The sequence below is a fragment of the Stenotrophomonas sp. 10N36 genome (assembly GCF_056395005.1).
On the sequence record NZ_JBFTIS010000001.1, the window covers coordinates 107438 to 123115 of the forward strand.

At 66.3% G+C, this 15678-nt stretch carries 13 protein-coding genes; 3 read left to right on the top strand and 10 right to left on the bottom strand.

The genetic code is table 11. The features are described from left to right. Window positions 1-26: 26 nt before the first annotated feature. The 8 genes from moeB to ndk all read right to left on the bottom strand — a co-directional run bounded on the left by moeB (window position 27) and on the right by ndk (window position 7916). Window positions 27-1166, bottom strand: a complete 1140-nt coding sequence (moeB, locus tag AC1DCJ_RS00455) for a molybdopterin-synthase adenylyltransferase MoeB (RefSeq protein WP_478069837.1) — start codon at window positions 1164-1166, stop codon at window positions 27-29. A gap of 139 nt (window positions 1167-1305) precedes the next feature. Beyond that, entirely contained in the window at window positions 1306-2697 is a 1392-nt protein-coding gene (gene der / locus AC1DCJ_RS00460) for a ribosome biogenesis GTPase Der (protein ID WP_038688776.1), read from the bottom strand. A 12-nt stretch (window positions 2698-2709) separates the two neighbouring features. Then, on the bottom strand, window positions 2710-3918 hold the full coding sequence (gene bamB / locus AC1DCJ_RS00465; protein ID WP_137189278.1) for an outer membrane protein assembly factor BamB: 1209 nt from the start codon (window positions 3916-3918) through the stop codon (window positions 2710-2712). Next, on the bottom strand, window positions 3918-4556 hold the full coding sequence (locus tag AC1DCJ_RS00470; RefSeq protein ID WP_137189277.1) for a YfgM family protein: 639 nt from the start codon (window positions 4554-4556) through the stop codon (window positions 3918-3920). The genes bamB and AC1DCJ_RS00470 overlap by 1 nt, the downstream gene beginning before the upstream one ends. A 58-nt stretch (window positions 4557-4614) precedes the next feature. Beyond that, on the bottom strand, window positions 4615-5484 hold the full coding sequence (locus AC1DCJ_RS00475) for a RodZ domain-containing protein (RefSeq protein WP_478069838.1): 870 nt from the start codon (window positions 5482-5484) through the stop codon (window positions 4615-4617). Window positions 5485-5490: 6 nt separating this feature from the next. Beyond that, window positions 5491-6288 (bottom strand): tetratricopeptide repeat protein, encoded by a 798-nt coding sequence (locus AC1DCJ_RS00480; protein WP_478069839.1) that lies wholly within the window; start codon window positions 6286-6288, stop codon window positions 5491-5493. Then, window positions 6275-7480: a dual-specificity RNA methyltransferase RlmN gene (rlmN, locus tag AC1DCJ_RS00485; protein ID WP_478069840.1), complete on the bottom strand. Its 1206-nt coding sequence runs from the start codon at window positions 7478-7480 to the stop codon at window positions 6275-6277. Before rlmN ends, AC1DCJ_RS00480 begins: the two co-directional genes overlap by 14 nt. Window positions 7481-7490: 10 nt before the next feature. After that, the gene (gene ndk / locus AC1DCJ_RS00490) at window positions 7491-7916 is read right to left on the bottom strand and encodes a nucleoside-diphosphate kinase (RefSeq protein WP_038688788.1); all 426 of its coding nucleotides are present in this window, start codon (window positions 7914-7916) and stop codon (window positions 7491-7493) included. Between the two features lie 320 nt (window positions 7917-8236). On the opposite strand from ndk, the gene AC1DCJ_RS00495 reads away from it, so the two are divergent. The 3 genes from AC1DCJ_RS00495 (at window position 8237) to AC1DCJ_RS00505 (ending at window position 12578) form a co-directional block, all read left to right on the top strand. Further along, window positions 8237-8899 (top strand): TetR/AcrR family transcriptional regulator, encoded by a 663-nt coding sequence (locus AC1DCJ_RS00495; protein WP_038688790.1) that lies wholly within the window; start codon window positions 8237-8239, stop codon window positions 8897-8899. Window positions 8900-8974: 75 nt separating this feature from the next. Next, window positions 8975-11347, top strand: a complete 2373-nt coding sequence (locus AC1DCJ_RS00500) for a 3-hydroxyacyl-CoA dehydrogenase/enoyl-CoA hydratase family protein (RefSeq protein ID WP_447593185.1) — start codon at window positions 8975-8977, stop codon at window positions 11345-11347. A 22-nt stretch (window positions 11348-11369) separates the two neighbouring features. Continuing rightward, a complete protein-coding gene (locus AC1DCJ_RS00505) occupies window positions 11370-12578 on the top strand; it encodes an acetyl-CoA C-acyltransferase (protein ID WP_137189272.1) in 1209 nt (402 codons plus the stop codon). Window positions 12579-12889: 311 nt separating this feature from the next. Here the strand turns inward: AC1DCJ_RS00505 and galU are convergent, their stop codons facing one another. Together galU and AC1DCJ_RS00515 are read right to left on the bottom strand one after the other, a co-directional pair. Then, on the bottom strand, window positions 12890-13774 hold the full coding sequence (galU, locus tag AC1DCJ_RS00510) for a UTP--glucose-1-phosphate uridylyltransferase GalU (protein ID WP_081797227.1): 885 nt from the start codon (window positions 13772-13774) through the stop codon (window positions 12890-12892). Then, window positions 13771-15678 (bottom strand): polysaccharide biosynthesis protein, encoded by a 1908-nt coding sequence (locus tag AC1DCJ_RS00515; protein ID WP_038688798.1) that lies wholly within the window; start codon window positions 15676-15678, stop codon window positions 13771-13773. The genes galU and AC1DCJ_RS00515 overlap by 4 nt, the downstream gene beginning before the upstream one ends.

The following is a 15678-nucleotide window of genomic DNA, read 5'->3' on the forward strand; positions in this document are numbered from 1 at the left end:
GAAAAGCAGCCGGGCAGAGCCCGGCGCTACGGGCCGCTGCAGAACGCGGCGTAATCGATGTAGCCGGGAAACGCCTTCCCCGGCGCGCACAGCGGACACGCCGGATCGGGGCGCAGCCGGGTCTCGCGAAAACGCATGCCCAGCGCATCAAAACTCAGCAACCGCCCGACCAGCGGCTCGCCCATGCCCAGCAACAGCTTGAGCACCTCGGTGGCCTGGAGCAGGCCGACCATCCCCGGCAGCACGCCCAGCACGCCGGCTTCCGAACAGTTGGGCGCGAATTCCGGCGGCGGTGGCTCCGGGAACAGGCAGCGGTAGCACGGGGCCTGGCCACGCTGGCGGCCGGCGTCGAAGACGCTGACCTGGCCGGTGAAGCGCTCGACCGCGCCATACACCAGCGGAATGCGGTGCTGGAGACAGGCATCGTTGAGCAGGTAACGCAGCGGAAAGTTGTCCGAGCCGTCCAGCACCACGTCCACCCCATCCAGCAGTGCATCGACGTTGTCGGCGCTGACACGCACCTGCACGGCGTCCACGTCCAGGTGCGGATTGAGCGCCAGCAGGCGGTCGCGTGCCGACAGCACCTTGGGCATGCCGACGCTGGCGTCGGTGTGCAGGATCTGGCGATGCAGGTTGCTGCGCTCGACCACATCGTCATCGGCAATACGCAGGTGCCCTACCCCGGCCGCCGCCAGATAGAAGGCGGCCGGAGCACCCAGTCCACCCGCACCGAGCACCAGCACACGCGATTTAAGCAGTGTTTGCTGGCCTGCCACACCGACCTGCGGCAGCAACAGGTGGCGCGCGTAACGCTCGTTGAAGTCGCGCTCGGCGTCGGTCTGCAGCGGTTGCACCAGGGGAAGCCCGTCGGCCCGCCAGGCGGTGGTGCCGCCGCCGACGGACGCGAGCTGCGTATAGCCCAGTTCGGCCAGGGCGCCTGCGGCATCCAGCGAACGCCTGCCGCTCTGGCAGATCAACACCACCTCGCGATCGATGGCGGGCAGGTGCGTAGCGGGCGATGCCAGCAGCGCGTCCTTGGCGATGCCGAGCGCGCCCTCGGCCATGCCGGCGGCACGCTCGTGCGCTTCGCGCACGTCGATGAGCAAGGCGCCACGGGCGAGACGTTCGCGGGCCTGGGCGGGGGTGAGTTCGGGGACGGGGCGCATGCCGGGATTATCGCGCACCGGGGCGCGCGCGGCGGGTGTGCCGCGGTTGCCGGCCAGCGACCGGCACTACCGTCGCGCGTGCCCAGCTGCCGGCAGCGCCGCAATGAAAAGAGCCGGCTTTCGCCGGCTCTTCGTTGGATCACTTGCCCTTGACGTGCTTGATCAGGCGCCGTTTGCGCTTGACCTGACGTTCGGTGAGCACGTTCTTCTTGCCTTCGTACGGGTTCACACCCTCGCGGAAGATGAACTGCACCGGGGTGCCGACCAGTTTGAAACGCTTCCGGAAGAAGTTCTCCAGGTAGCGCTTGTACGACTCCGGCAGATCCTTCAGGCGCGTGCCGTGCACGATGAAGGTCGGCGGGTTGGAGCCGCCCGGATGCACGTAACGCAGCTTGGACACGTGACCACGGATCGCCGGCGGCGGATTGGTCTCGTAGGCCACTTCCAGCGCCTTGTTGACTTCGCTGGTGCTGAACTCGTGCGTCGCCGAGGCATGCGCGGCGTGGATGCAGCGGAACAGCTCGCGCAGGCCCGAGCCATGCTTGGCCGAGATGCGCACCACTTCGGCCCACGGCACGAAGCCGAGCTTGCGCGACACCAGCGCTTCGGCTTGCTCGCGCTGGTAGTCGGTGAGGCCATCCCACTTGTTGATCGCCACGACCAACGCACGGCCGGCATCGAGCACCGCACCCAGCACGCTGGCGTCCTGGTCGGTCACGCCTTCGGACGCGTCCAGCATCAGCACGGCGACCTGGCACTGCTCGATCGCCTGCAGCGTCTTGATCACGCTGAACTTCTCGACCACTTCCTCCACACGCGCCTTGCGACGCAGGCCGGCGGTGTCGATCAGGCGGTACTCGCGACCGTCGCGCTCCATGTCCACCGCGATCGAGTCGCGGGTGGTACCGGGAACTTCGGAGGCGATCATGCGCTCTTCGCCCAGCAGGCGATTGACCAGCGTCGACTTGCCCACGTTGGGGCGGCCAACGAAGGCAATGCGGATGCGGTTCGGATCGGTGTCGAGGGTCTCGGTGGTGCCCTCTTCAGGCAGCCGCTCCACGACTTCGTCCAGCAGGTCGTCCAGACCCTGGCGGTGCGCAGCCGACACGGTCAGCATTTCGCCGAAGCCGTAACGGGCGAACTCCGAACGCACGGTGTCTTCGTTCATGCCGTCGATCTTGTTGATCAACAGCAGGGTCGGACGCGCCAGCTTGCGCAGCCAGGACAGGATCTCGTCGTCCATCGGGCCCTCGCGGGCATCGACGACGAACAGGATCAGATCCGCCTCGGCGGCGGCAGCGCGGGCCTGGCGCGCGGTAGCACCGGCCAGACCTTCTTCTTCACCGGCGATACCGCCGGTATCGACCACCAGGAACGGGTGGTCTTCGTTAAGACGACAAACACCGTAATTACGGTCCCGGGTCACGCCGGGCTGGTCATGGACCAGCGCGTCGCGCGTACGGGTAAACGCATTGAACAGCGTGGACTTGCCGACATTCGGCCGTCCAACCAGGGCGACCAAGGGCAGCATCGCGGTAACTCCTTATTGTGCCAACCGGAATGCGGTCAGCTTTCCATCAACGTTCTGCACCAGCAGAATCCCATCAGCGGTTACCGGCTGCGCCAGGAGCGCGTCACCGCCACTCTTGGCGCGAGCGGCAAGCTCGCCGTTATCTGTCCGCAACCAGTGCAGGTAGCCCTTGTAGTCGCCTACAACGACATAGTCGCCCTGCACCGCCGGCCCGGTCAGCGAACGGCGCGCCAAGGCGGTCTGCGACCACATCGCGCTGCCACTGTTCTTGTCCAGGCCGAACACGCCACCCTTGTTGTCGGTGACAAACACATTGCCCGAGGTCAGGGCCACGCCACCGGCGCCGCCATGATCACGCGTCCACAGCGGACGGCCCGTGGGGCCTTCGATCGCCATGGTCTGGTTCTTGAAGCTGCCCACGAACAGCGTGTTGCCTTCCAGCACCGGGGCACCGTCCACGTCGGACATGCGCTCCAGTTCGGTACGGCCTTCGCCGTTGGCGACCATCTGGTCCCACACGGTGCGGCCGTCGGTCATCGCCAGGGCCGACACGCTGCCATCGTCGTTGCCGACGAACAGCACGCCCGGGCCGGTGACCACGGCGGCATTGCCGCGCACGGTCAGCGCCGGCAGCTCACGCGGGTTGAACCAGCGCTGGGTGCCGTTGTCGGCATCCAGGGCGGTCACGCGACCGTCGTTGCTGCGCACGAACACCATGCCTTGGCCGACTGCCGGGGCGGCGATCACTTCGCCGGGCACCTTGGCACGCCACTTCTCGGCGCCGTCTTCGGCACCCAGGGCAATCACCTGGCCGTCCAGCGTGCCGATCACCACCAGGCCGTCACCCACGCCGGGGCCACCGGACAGGCGCAGCTTGGGCTTCTTCTTTTCCTTGGCCGGCTCCCAGGTCCAGACCTTCTTGCCGGTCTGCAGGTCGATGGCATGCACGCCGCCGTAAATGGCCGCCGCATACACGCGGCCATCGGCCACGGTCGGGCCCTGGCGGACGCCGATGCGCTTCTCGCCCTTGCCGACGTTGACGCTCCAGAGCCGGTCGACCTTGGCGGTCGGCTCGAACTTCACCAGTTCAGCCGGTTCCAGCGCCTTCTTGGCTGCTGCATCCTTGCCGGCGAACCACCCCTTGACGGTGGTGCAACCGGACAACGCCACGCCCAGCAGAACCAGGGTGGCAACGCGCTTGATCATGACCATATGCTTCATTACACCGACTCCGCAGCATCGGTGACGGTGCCACCGGCATCCATCACTTTGGTTTCAAGCAGGCGCCGCTGCGGCGCTGCCACGTCCAGCGTCTTGAGCGCCTTCTCATACTGTTGCCGGGCCGCATCACGCTTGCCCTGCGCCATCAGTGCATCGCCATGGATTTCCAGGCTCGTGCTGTCGCTGGCGGTGCCAAGCGCCTTGATCGCGTCATCGGTCTTGCCGGTGGCCAGCAACAGCCGCGCGATGCGCTGCTCGATGACCGGCTGGAATTCCGGGTCGGCCTTGATCGCACGCAGCGTTGCCAGCGCGTCTTCGTTCTTGCCTGCCTCGACCTGGGCCTTGGCCAGCTGCAGCGCCGCCAGGTCCGAGTAAATATTGGCCTTGCCGTCGTCGAGCGCCTTCACGCCCTTGGCCGCCTGGGCCAGATCCTTGTCCTGCAGGTGCTTGAGCACCGCCTGGTACTGGACGTTGGCGCCGGCCAGCTGGTTGCTGTGGTCCTTCTGCCACCACTGCCAACCGGCGATGCCGCCGATTGCGATCGCCACGCCGGCGAGGATGCTGACACCATTCTTCCGCAGCCAGCCGCGGACGCGTTCACTTTGTTCGTGCTCGTCGAGCAGGTCGTCGATCGCCATGCGTACTCTCGCCCCGCCCGTAAGGAGGAGCTGTTTGAATTGGATTGGGAAACGCGACTCAGTGCGGAACTGGGGCCACGGAGCCGTCAGAGGATACCGTAAAGCGTGCCACGTTGGCTCGCTGGTACGGCGAAAGATCGACGATAGTGCCCGCCTGCTGAACCTCGACCGCCGACGCATTGCCCAGCACCATGCGGCCCACCTGGCCCGGCGTGAAGCTGCGCGCTTCGCCGGATTTGATCAGTGCCTTTTCCACGGTGCTGCCGTCGGGGGCGGCGATATCGACCCAGCTGTCGCCTTTGAACTGCAGGTTGAGCGCGCCGGTCGGCACCGCCGCGGTGGCGGCCGGACGCGGCACCGGGGTCAGCGACGCCAGGTAAGGCGCCGAAGGGGTGCCGGTGGTGGCACTGGTAGGCGCCGGCGCCGCCGGGGTCGCTTCTGCCGGAACGGCACCGCCGCCCACCGGGACGGCCGCCGGGATCACATCCAGCGACGCAGTATTGGGGGTGTTGGCGCTGCCGTCGAAGTGGCCCCGGGTGGCAAACCAGACCGGCACCGCCAGTACGGCGGTGATGCCCACATAGAGCACGCGGCGCCCGAGGCTCTCGGCAATGCGCCTGGCCCGCGGGGTATGGGTGTGGCTGATCAGCTGCGGCGGCACCACCGGCCCGATCCGGGCCTGTTCCAGCACATCGCCCAGATCGATCTTCAGCAGGCGCGCGTAGCTGCGCAACTGGCCGCGCACGAACACCGGGGCGCCGAGGCGGTCCCACTGCTCGGCTTCCAGCGACCTCACCACCTGGACCGGCATGTGCAACTGCTGCCCTACCGCTTCAAGCGTCAGCCCTGCCGCTTCCCGCGCCTGGCGGAGACGGACCCCACAGCCGGCAGCGGCATCAAAAGCGTTCACAGTCTGGTCATCAATCACAATGCTTCAACCCCGGGAATTAGGAGCCGCATCCTGCGGAAATTCGTCGCGAATTCGCTGCAGATAGCGACCGGATGCAACCGTGTCACCCAACTGCGCCTCGATTTCAGAGGCAAGTTGTAACACGGAACGTGTGGCCGGTGCAGCCGCAAGACGACGTTGGGAGAAGGCCCGCGCCTCGAAATAGCGGCCTTGGGTGTACTCGCTGCGCGCCATCGACTCCAGCGCATAGGCGTTGCCCGGGTCGACCTGGAGGGCGGCACGCAGGTCACGGGCAGCCCGCTCGGACTGGCCCGCCTCCAGCGCACAGCCGCCGGCGTTGGCCAGCGCCGAGGCCGGCGTGGCATAGCCCGGCGCGGCAAGCGCGCGGTCAAACCAGACCAGCGACTCGGCTGCGCGGCCATGTGTACATAGCCAGGCGCCATAATTGTTGAGGACATCGCCGCGTTCGGGCGCCAGCTCGGCGGCCTTGCGGTAGAGCCCGCCGGCGTTGGCATCCTCGCCACGCCGGGCCGCCAGCGTGGCCAGCATCAGATAGGCCTCGGGCCGGTTGCCATCCAGCTTGAGCGCCGCGCGGGCGCCTTTCTCCGCCGCCGCCAGCGAGCCGGACTGATAGGCCCGGTCTGACAGGGTCATCTGATCCTGGTAATTGAATCGCCGACGCGTGGCCGCGTTGTCACGGACTTCGTAGGTGGGCGCCACGCCGAGCGGCGCGCTGGGTGCTCGTTTGCCTTCCTTGCCGCAGCCGACCAATGCCAGCGCGATGAAGACAACGGCTGGCAATCGGAAATCAGGCAGCGGCATCCCGGCTTTTCCCATCCTGGAGCGTCTTGTTGAACTCGGCCTGGCGACGCGTACGGTCCATCACCTGGCCCTTGAGCTGGCCACAGGCGGCATCGATGTCGTCGCCACGGGTGCGCCGGACCATCGTCAGGACCTGCGCATCCAGCAAAATCTTCTGGAAGGCGCGGATCTCGGTGTCACCGGAGCGCTCGTAGCGGGTGCCCGGGAACGGATTGAAGGGAATCAGGTTGACCTTGCCCGCGTGCGACGTCTGCACGGCGTTGTCGAACTGGCGCATCAGCCGCGCCAGCTGGCGGGCGTGTTCGGGCTGGTCGTTGATGCCCTTCATCAGGGTGTATTCGAAGGTGACCGATTCGCGGCGCTTGTTGGCACGCAGGTAGCGTGCGCACGAGGCCATCAGCTCGACGATCGGGTACTTCTTGTTGAGCGGGACCAGGGTTTCGCGCAGCGCATCGTTGGGCGCATGCAGCGACACCGCCAGCGACACGTCGCTCTCGGCCGACAGCCGGTCGATCTGCGGCACCAGGCCGGAGGTGGACAGGGTCACGCGCTTGTTGGCCAGGCCATAGCCCAGGTCGTCACGCATCACGCTCATGGCGCGCACAACGTTGTCGAAATTCATCAACGGCTCGCCCATGCCCATCATCACCACGTTGGTGAGACGACGCTGCTTGTGCGGGATGTTGCCCAGGTGCCGCGCCGCCACCCACACCTGGCCGATGATCTCGGCGGTGGACAGGTTGCGGTTGAAGCCCTGGGTGGCGGTCGAACAGAACGTGCAGTTCAGCGCACAGCCGACCTGCGAGGACACGCACAGCGTGCCGCGGTTCTTGTCCGGGATGTAGACCGCCTCGATGGCGTTCTTGCCATCGGTGCCCATCGCCAGCAGCCACTTGTGGGTGCCGTCGTTGGAGGGTTTGTCGAACACGATGTTCGGGACCAGCACCTCGGCATGCTGCTTGAGCTTGGCGCGCAAGGCCTTGCCGAGGTCGGTCATTTCATCGAAATCGGTGACGTAGTGATGGTGGATCCACTTCATCACCTGATGGGCACGGTAGCGCGCCTCGCCGAGGGTCTCGGCGAAGAAGCGCTCCAGACCCTGGCGATCGAGGTCGAGCAGGTTCTGCTTGGCCACAGCCACGCTCGGGATGAGCACGGATGGGATGGCGGTTGGCTGTACGACCTCGTTCACGGCATCACTCTCAGCGCGAGACGACTTCGGTCGCGGCGAAGAAGTAGGCGATTTCGATCGCGGCATTCTCAACCGAGTCCGAGCCGTGGGCGGCATTGGCATCGATGGATTCAGCGAAGTCGGCGCGGATGGTGCCCGCAGCGGCTTCCTTCGGATTGGTGGCGCCCAGCAGGTCGCGGTGGGCCAGGACGGCGTTGTCGCCTTCCAGGGCCTGGATCATCACCGGGCCGGAGATCATGAACTCGACCAGCGCGTTGAAGAACGGACGCTCGCGGTGCACGGCGTAGAAGCCTTCGGCTTCACGGCGCGACAGCTGCTTGTACTTGGCGGCGACGACCTTCAGGCCAGCCTTTTCGAAGCGGGCGTAGATTTCACCGATGACGTTCTTGGCGACGGCGTCCGGCTTGATGATGGAAAGGGTGCGCTCCAGCGCCATGGGAATTCTCCGTTGGGCGGGCCACTGATCGGCCCGAGAGTAACATGAAAAAAACCCGCGTCGAAACGCGGGCTTAGCCTGATATACGTGAGGCAATTCTAACGTGTAACCCGCCCCCGCGGTAGTGCCGGCCGCTGGCCGGCAACCCCATGAACCCCAAGCGACGCGCGCCCGTTCAGCTGTACGGGGTTGCCGGCCAGCGGCCGGCACCACCCGGGGCCAGATGAACGAACCCCTCCTTCCATTGTGCGCCGCACAATGCGCCCGCGCAGCCCCGGGTCTAATATCAAACAATCGTTTGATTGAACCCTGTCCGACCCATGGCCAAGCCCGCTCATTTCTCCACCAAGGACCGCATTCTCGGCGCTGCCGAGGAGCTGTTCGCGCAGCATGGCTTCGCCGGGACCTCGCTTCGCCAGGTCACCAGCCAGGCCGATGTGAACATCGCGGCGGTCAACTACCACTTCGGCTCCAAGGAAAACCTGGTCAACGAGGTCTTCCGCCGGCGCATGGATGAGATGACCACCGCCCGCCTGGCCCAGCTGGACAGCGCCCGCCGCGAGCACCCCGGCCAGCTGCGCCCGGTGCTGGCCGCCTTTGTCGAGCCGGCGCTGGCGATGGCCCAGGACCGCCAGACCGGGGGCGCCTTCGTCCGCGTGATCGCCCGCGCTTACGCAGAGAAGAACGACAACCTGCGCAAGTTCCTGTCCGACCACTACGGCCACGTGCTGCGCGACTTCGGCAAGGCCATTGCCGCCTGCGTGCCGGAGCTGAGCAAGGAAGAACTGTACTGGCGGCTGGACTTCCTGGCCGGCTCGCTGACCTACGCGATGGCCGACTTCGGCCTGATCAAGCGACCCGCCGGTGTCACCGAAGCAGCGCATCGTGCCCATGCCGCCCGCGAATTGATCCACTTCGCCGAAGCCGGTTTCCGCGCCAGCGCGGTTACCGACGCTCCGTCGACCTCCGTTTCCACCCCGTAGAGCCGGGCTCTGCCCACTGAACCCTCCGTAGAGCCGGGCCCTGCCCGGCTGCCAGACCAACAAAGGCTTATCGACATGTCCAATTCCCTGCTAGTCCGCCGCGCCGCCGTGTTGGGTGCCGGCGTCATGGGTGCCCAGATTGCGGCCCACCTGACCAACGCCGGCGTCGACACCGTGCTGTTCGATCTTCCCGCCAAGGAAGGTCCGGCCGATGGCATCGTGCTCAAGGCAATCGCCAACCTGGGCAAGCTCAGCCCTGCCCCGCTGGCCAGCAAGTCCTACGCCGAGGCGATCACCCCGGCCAACTACGAGACCGGTTTGGAGCAGCTCAAGGACTGCGACCTGATCATCGAGGCCATCGCCGAACGGATGGACTGGAAGCAGGACCTGTACAAGAAGATCGCCCCGTTCGTGGCCGATCACGCCGTGCTGGCCTCCAACACCTCGGGCCTGGGCATCAACAAGCTCGCCGACGTGCTGCCCGAGCAGCTGCGCCACCGCTTCTGCGGCGTGCATTTCTTCAACCCGCCGCGCTACATGCACCTGGCCGAGCTGATCCCGGCCAGCACCACCGACGCGGCCGTGCTGGAAGGCCTGGAAGCGTTCCTGGTCACCACGCTGGGCAAGGGCGTGGTGTACGCCAAGGACACCCCGAACTTCATCGGCAACCGCATCGGCGTGTTCTCGATCCTGTCCACCATTCACCACACCCAGGAATTCGGCCTGGGCTTCGATGAAGTGGACGGACTGACCGGCCCGCTGGTCGGCCGCCCGAAGTCGGCCACTTACCGCACCTCCGACGTGGTCGGCCTGGACACCATGGCGCACGTGATCAAGACCATGGGCGACACCCTGCCCAACGATCCGTGGCATGAGTTCTTCAAGTCGCCGAAGTGGCTGGACGCGCTGATTTCCAAGGGCGCGCTCGGCCAGAAGACCGGTGCCGGCATCTTCCGCAAGGTCGGCAAGGACATCGTGGTGCTGGACCTGGAGAAGCAGGACTACCGCCCCGCCGACCGCACCGCCGCACCGGAAGTGGTCGAGATCCTGAAGATCAAGAACCCGGCCGAAAAGTTCGCCAAGCTGCGCGAAAGCCAGCACCCGCAGGCGCAGTTCCTGTGGGCGACGTTCCGTGACCTGTTCCACTACAGCGCCTACCACCTGGCCGACATCGCCGAAACCGCGCGCGACGTTGACCTGGCCATCCGCTGGGGCTACGGCTGGTCGCTGGGCCCGTTCGAAACCTGGCAGGCCGCCGGCTGGAAGCAGGTGGCGCAGTGGATCGCCGATGACATCGTGGCCGGCAAGAGCATGAGCAACGCCCCGCTGCCCGATTGGGTGTTCGACGGCCGCGACGGCGTGCATGCCGCCGAAGGCAGCTACAGCCCGACCCGCAACGCCAAGCTGCCGCGTTCGGCGCTGCCGGTGTACCAGCGCCAGCGTTTCCCGGATCCGCTGCTGGGCGAGAAGTTCGCTCCGGGCGAAACCGTGTTCGAGAATGACGGCGTACGCATGTGGCACGACGGCGACGGTATCGCAGTGGTCAGCTTCAAGACCAAGATGAACACCGTTTCCGACCACGTGCTCAACGGCCTGCAGGAAGCGATCAAGCGCGCCGAACAGGACTACAAGGGCCTGGTGATCTGGCAGCAGAAGGAGCCCTTCTCCGCCGGTGCCGATCTGGCCGGCGCGCTCGGCCTGCTGCAGGCCGGCAAGGTCGACCAGTTCGAAGAGATGGTGCACAACTTCCAGCGCACCAGCCAGGCCATCAAGTACTCGCTGGTGCCGGTGGTGACCGCGGTGCGCGGCCTGGCCTTGGGCGGTGGCTGCGAATTCCAGATGCACAGCGCCAAGAGCGTGGCCGCGCTGGAAAGCTACATCGGCCTGGTCGAGGCCGGCGTCGGCCTGCTGCCGGCCGGTGGCGGCCTGAAGGAACTGGCCGTGCGCGCCTCGCAGGCCGCAGGTCCGGGCGGTGACGTGTTCGCCGAACTGAAGAAGACCTTCGAAACCGTGGCCATGGCCAAGGTCTCCAACTCGGCGGTCAACGCCAAGGAACTGGGCCTGATGCGCGCCACCGACAAGGTGGTGTTCAACAGCTTCGAAGCGCTGCATATCGCCAAGGCCGAAGTGCTGGCGCTGGCCGAAGGCGGCTACCGTCCGCCGATGCCGGCTCGCCGCATCCAGGTCGCCGGCGACGTCGGCATCGCCACCTTCAAGATGATGCTGGTGAACATGCTGGAAGGCCGGTTCATCAGCCCGTACGACTACGAGATCGCCGTGCGCATCGCCACCGTGCTGTGCGGTGGCGAAGTGGACCGCGGCACGCTGGTCGACGAAGAGTGGCTGCTGACCCTGGAACGCAAGCACTTCGTCGAACTGGCCCAGCAGGAAAAGACCCAGGCCCGCATCGCGCACATGCTCAAGACCGGCAAGCCGCTGCGCAACTGACCCTTTTAGAGAGATCACTGCAATGACCAAGCAAATCCAGGACGCCTACATCGTCGCCGCCACCCGCACCCCGGTGGGCAAGGCGCCCAAGGGCGTGTTCCGCAACACCCGTCCCGACGACATGCTCGCCCACGTGCTTCGCTCCGTGGTCGCGCAGGCCCCGGGCATCGACCTCAACCGCATCGATGACGCGATCATCGGCTGCGCGATGCCGGAAGCCGAGCAGGGCATGAACGTGGCCCGCATCGGCGTGCTGCTGGCCGGCCTGCCGGACACCATCGCCGCGCAGACCGTCAACCGCTTCTGCTCCTCCGGCCTGCAGGCCGTGGCCATGGCCGCCGACCAGATCCGTCTGGGCAATTCGGACCTGATGCTGGCCGGCGGCACCGAGTCGATGTCGATGGTGCCGATGATGGGCAACAAGATCGCCATGGCACCGAGCGTGTTCGACAACGACCACGTCGCCATCGCCTACGGCATGGGCATCACCGCCGAGAAGGTCGCTGAAGAGTGGAAGGTCTCGCGCGAGGAGCAGGACGCCTTCGCGCTGGCCTCGCACCAGAAGGCCATCGCAGCGATCCAGAACGGCGACTTCAAGGATGAGATCAGCCCCTACGACGTGCGCACCCGCCAGCCGGACCTGGCCGACGGCCGCCGCATCATCACCCGCGACACGATCGTCGATACCGACGAAGGCCCGCGCCTGGATTCGTCCGCTGAAGGCCTGGCCAAGCTGCGCCCGGTGTTCCGCAACGGCCAGTTCGGCGGCACCGTCACTGCCGGCAACTCCTCGCAGATGAGCGACGGCGCCGGTGCGGTGCTGTTGGCCTCCGAGCAGGCGATCAAGGATTACGGCCTGACCCCGCTGGCCCGCTTCGTCAGCTTCTCGGTCGCCGGTGTGCGCCCGGAAGTGATGGGCATCGGCCCGATCGCTGCGATCCCGAAGGCGCTCAAGCAGGCCGGCCTCACCCAGGACCAGCTGGACTGGATCGAGCTCAACGAAGCCTTCGCCGCGCAGTCGCTGGCGGTGATCCGCGATTGCGGCCTGGACCCCTCCAAGGTCAACCCGCTGGGCGGCGCGATCGCCCTGGGCCACCCGCTGGGTGCGACCGGCGCGATCCGCACCGCCACCTTGTTGCACGGCCTGCGCCGTCGCCAGCAGAAGTACGGCATGGTGACCATGTGCATCGGCACCGGCATGGGCGCGGCGGGTATCTTCGAGTCGCTGTGATGCAGTGGGCGGTGCCGGCTCCAAAGGCCGGCACCCTGCCCTGCTGGACGGCATTGGCGGTTGGTTGATGCGGAGAACCCGCGGTAGGTACCGACCGTTGGTCGGTACGAAAAACACATGGTAGATACCGACCGTTGGTCGGTACGAAAAACACGAAAGGGCAGCCGCGAGGCTGCCCTTTTTGTTGGGATAAGCGTACCGACCAACGGTCGGCACCCTACCCCTTTCCGTGTACCGACCAACGGTCGGTACCTACCGGGGGCCGCGTGCCGATCGACGGTCGGTACTTACCCGGGTGATCGCGACCGCGATCAACCTTCGGCCAGCGCCTTCTTCATGATCTCGCGCGCCGGGCCGGCCAGCTTGTCGTTGTTCAACGCAAAGCGGATGGTGGCTTCGACCAGGCCCAGGTGCGTGCCGCAATCGAAGCGCGTGCCTTCGAAACGGTACGCGTCCACGGGCTCGCTCTTGAGCAGTTCGGCGATGGCGTCGGTGAGCTGGATTTCACCGCCGGCACCGGTGCCGGTGGCTTCGAGCAGCTCGAAGATCTTCGGGCTCAGCACATACCGGCCAACCACGGCCAGGTCGCTGGGCGCGTCTTCCGGCTTGGGCTTCTCGACGATGGCGCTGATGTGGCCCTGGCGGCCATCGAACGCGTCGGTGGCGACGATGCCGTAGCTGCCGGTCTTCTCGTGCGGCACGTCTTCCACCGCGATGATGCTTGCACCGCTGGCCTGGTTCGCATCGGCCATCTGCTTGAGCGCACCATCGCCACGGTTCCAGATCAGGTCGTCGGGCAGCAGTACCGCGAACGGTTCGTCACCGACGATCGCCTTGGCACACAGCACCGCGTGACCCAGCCCGAGGGCTTCAGCCTGGGTAACGAAGATCGCACGCACGCCGTTGGGCAATACGTGGCGCACCAGCTCCAGCTGCTCCAGCTTGCCAGCGCGCTCGAGCTTCTGCTCCAGTTCGTAGGCCTTGTCGAAGTAGTCGGCCACCGCATGCTTGTAGCGGTTGGTGATGAAAATCAAGGTGTCGCAGCCGGCTTCGATCGCCTCGTCGACGGCATACTGGATCAGCGGCCGATCGATGATCGGGAGCATCTCTTTGGGCACCGTCTTGGTCGCGGGGAGGAACCGGGTACCGAGTCCTGCCACGGGGAAAACCGCCTTGCGAATACGCTTGTTCGTCACAGCCTGTTGGCCTCTCGTGCCGGGAAAGGAAGTACTTTAGCCGACGCGACGTGATCGTCCTGTTGCAGGGGCGAGAACTCCGGCATGGTCGCGAACAGAATGCTGTTGATGGCGTCGGTGTCGTAGGTTGCGATGGCGTCGCGCAGGCGCGGTATGTTGCCCAGCACCTGATCGCGCGCGAACGTGCGCACGCCAGCCTCGAGAATCTTGGGATGCGCGGTCGGCCGGTAGTCCTCGTCGGAATAGAACAAGGTCTCGTGCAGCTTTTCGCCCGGGCGCAGCCCGGTGTAGATGATCGCGATGTCCTTGTACGGCTGCTTGCCCGCCAGACGGATCATCTGCTCGGCCAGCACCCGGATCGGCACGGGCTCGCCCATGTCCAGCGTGTAGATCGCGCCATGCGATGCCGACGCCGCTGCCTGCAGGATCAACTGGCAGGCCTCGGGAATGGTCATGAAGTAACGGGTGACTTCCGGATCGGTCACGGTCACCGGCCCGCCCTTCATGATCTGGTCGCGGAACAGCGGCACCACGCTGCCGGCCGAGGCCAGCACGTTGCCGAAGCGCACCGTGACAAACCGCGTGTGGCTGGTTTTCTGGTCCAGGCTCTGGCAGATCATCTCCGCGTAGCGCTTGCTGGCGCCCAGCGCGTTGACCGGATCGACCGCCTTGTCGGTGGAGATGAACACGAAATGCTCGATGCGCGCTTCCACGCAGGCACGCGCCACCGTTTCGGTCGACAGAATGTTGTTGCGTACGGCTTCGCGAAGCTGGCGCTCCAGCACCGGCACCTGCTTGTACGCGGCCGCATGGAAGACCGCATCCACGCTGGCCAGCGACAACGCATGCCGGATCACCGACGGATCGCCGCAGTCGCCCAGCACGGCCTGCACGTCCAGGTCCGGGAAGCTGCGCGTCAGCTCAGCTTCGATGGTGAGCAGCAACAGCTCGCTCATCTCCAGCAGGATGATCCGGCCAGCACCGTGGCGCGCGCACTGGCGGCACAGCTCCGAACCAATCGAGCCGCCGGCGCCGGTCACCAGCACCGTGCGCCCACCCAGCCAGCCGCGGATCAGCGACCAGTCCGGCAGGATCGGCTTGCGCCCGAGCAGGTCCTCGATCGCAACCTCTTTCAGTTCACCGGGCAGCGAATGCCCGAGCAGCACATCGTTGAGCTTGGGCACCATGCGGAACGGCACGCCGGTGGCTTCGCACAACGCCACCACCCGCTGCATGCCGACTGCATCCAGCGACGGAATGGCAATCACCAGCAGCTTGGCTGCGGTCTCGCGCACCACCGACGGGGCATCGTCCAGCGTGCCCAGGATGGGCAGGCCCTGCAGCTTGGCGCCCTGCAGGTGCGGCGCATCGTCGAGCAGGCCCACCGGATGGAAGTCGCCCGAGCGGCGCAGGTCACGGACCAGGGCTTCGGCCGCCTGGCCGGCACCCAGGATCAGTACGCGGCGGGCGCTGGCATCCGATTGCAGCGCCTGGTAGTCCTTCCACGCGCGGTACAGCAGGCGCGGGGCGCCGAGCAGGGCCGACAGCGCGAACGGATAGATCACCAGCACCGACATCGGCACGCCGGCGAAGCGCTTGTAGGCCAGGGCCACGACAATGGCCAACAGGCCGATGAAGCTGGCCTTAAAGATGTTGAGCAGGTCGGCCACGCTGGCAAAGCGCCACAGGCCGCGGTACAGGCCCACCCGCCAGAACACCACGGCCTGGATCGCCAGCACCAGCGAGGTGTCGATGTTCCAGAGTGGCAGGGAGGGGGCATCGGCCAGCATCGAATAGCGGCCGGCATGCAACAGCTGCCAGCACGCCCAGACCATGAACAGGTCGTGGGCGACGATCGCGGCGCGCGGAAGCAAACTGGTAAGACGGTCCTGCCAAGGCGTCAT

Coding starts and splice junctions, on each gene's coding strand:
- bamB (WP_137189278.1), bottom strand. CDS start 3,918: ATGAAGCATATGGTCATGATCAAGCGCGTTGCCACCCTGGTTCTGCTG.
- AC1DCJ_RS00505 (WP_137189272.1), top strand. CDS start 11,370: ATGACCAAGCAAATCCAGGACGCCTACATCGTCGCCGCCACCCGCACC.
- AC1DCJ_RS00515 (WP_038688798.1), bottom strand. CDS start 15,678: ATGACGCCTTGGCAGGACCGTCTTACCAGTTTGCTTCCGCGCGCCGCG.
- AC1DCJ_RS00480 (WP_478069839.1), bottom strand. CDS start 6,288: ATGCCGCTGCCTGATTTCCGATTGCCAGCCGTTGTCTTCATCGCGCTG.
- AC1DCJ_RS00470 (WP_137189277.1), bottom strand. CDS start 4,556: ATGGCGATCGACGACCTGCTCGACGAGCACGAACAAAGTGAACGCGTC.
- ndk (WP_038688788.1), bottom strand. CDS start 7,916: ATGGCGCTGGAGCGCACCCTTTCCATCATCAAGCCGGACGCCGTCGCC.
- der (WP_038688776.1), bottom strand. CDS start 2,697: ATGCTGCCCTTGGTCGCCCTGGTTGGACGGCCGAATGTCGGCAAGTCC.
- moeB (WP_478069837.1), bottom strand. CDS start 1,166: ATGCGCCCCGTCCCCGAACTCACCCCCGCCCAGGCCCGCGAACGTCTC.
- AC1DCJ_RS00500 (WP_447593185.1), top strand. CDS start 8,975: ATGTCCAATTCCCTGCTAGTCCGCCGCGCCGCCGTGTTGGGTGCCGGC.
- AC1DCJ_RS00495 (WP_038688790.1), top strand. CDS start 8,237: ATGGCCAAGCCCGCTCATTTCTCCACCAAGGACCGCATTCTCGGCGCT.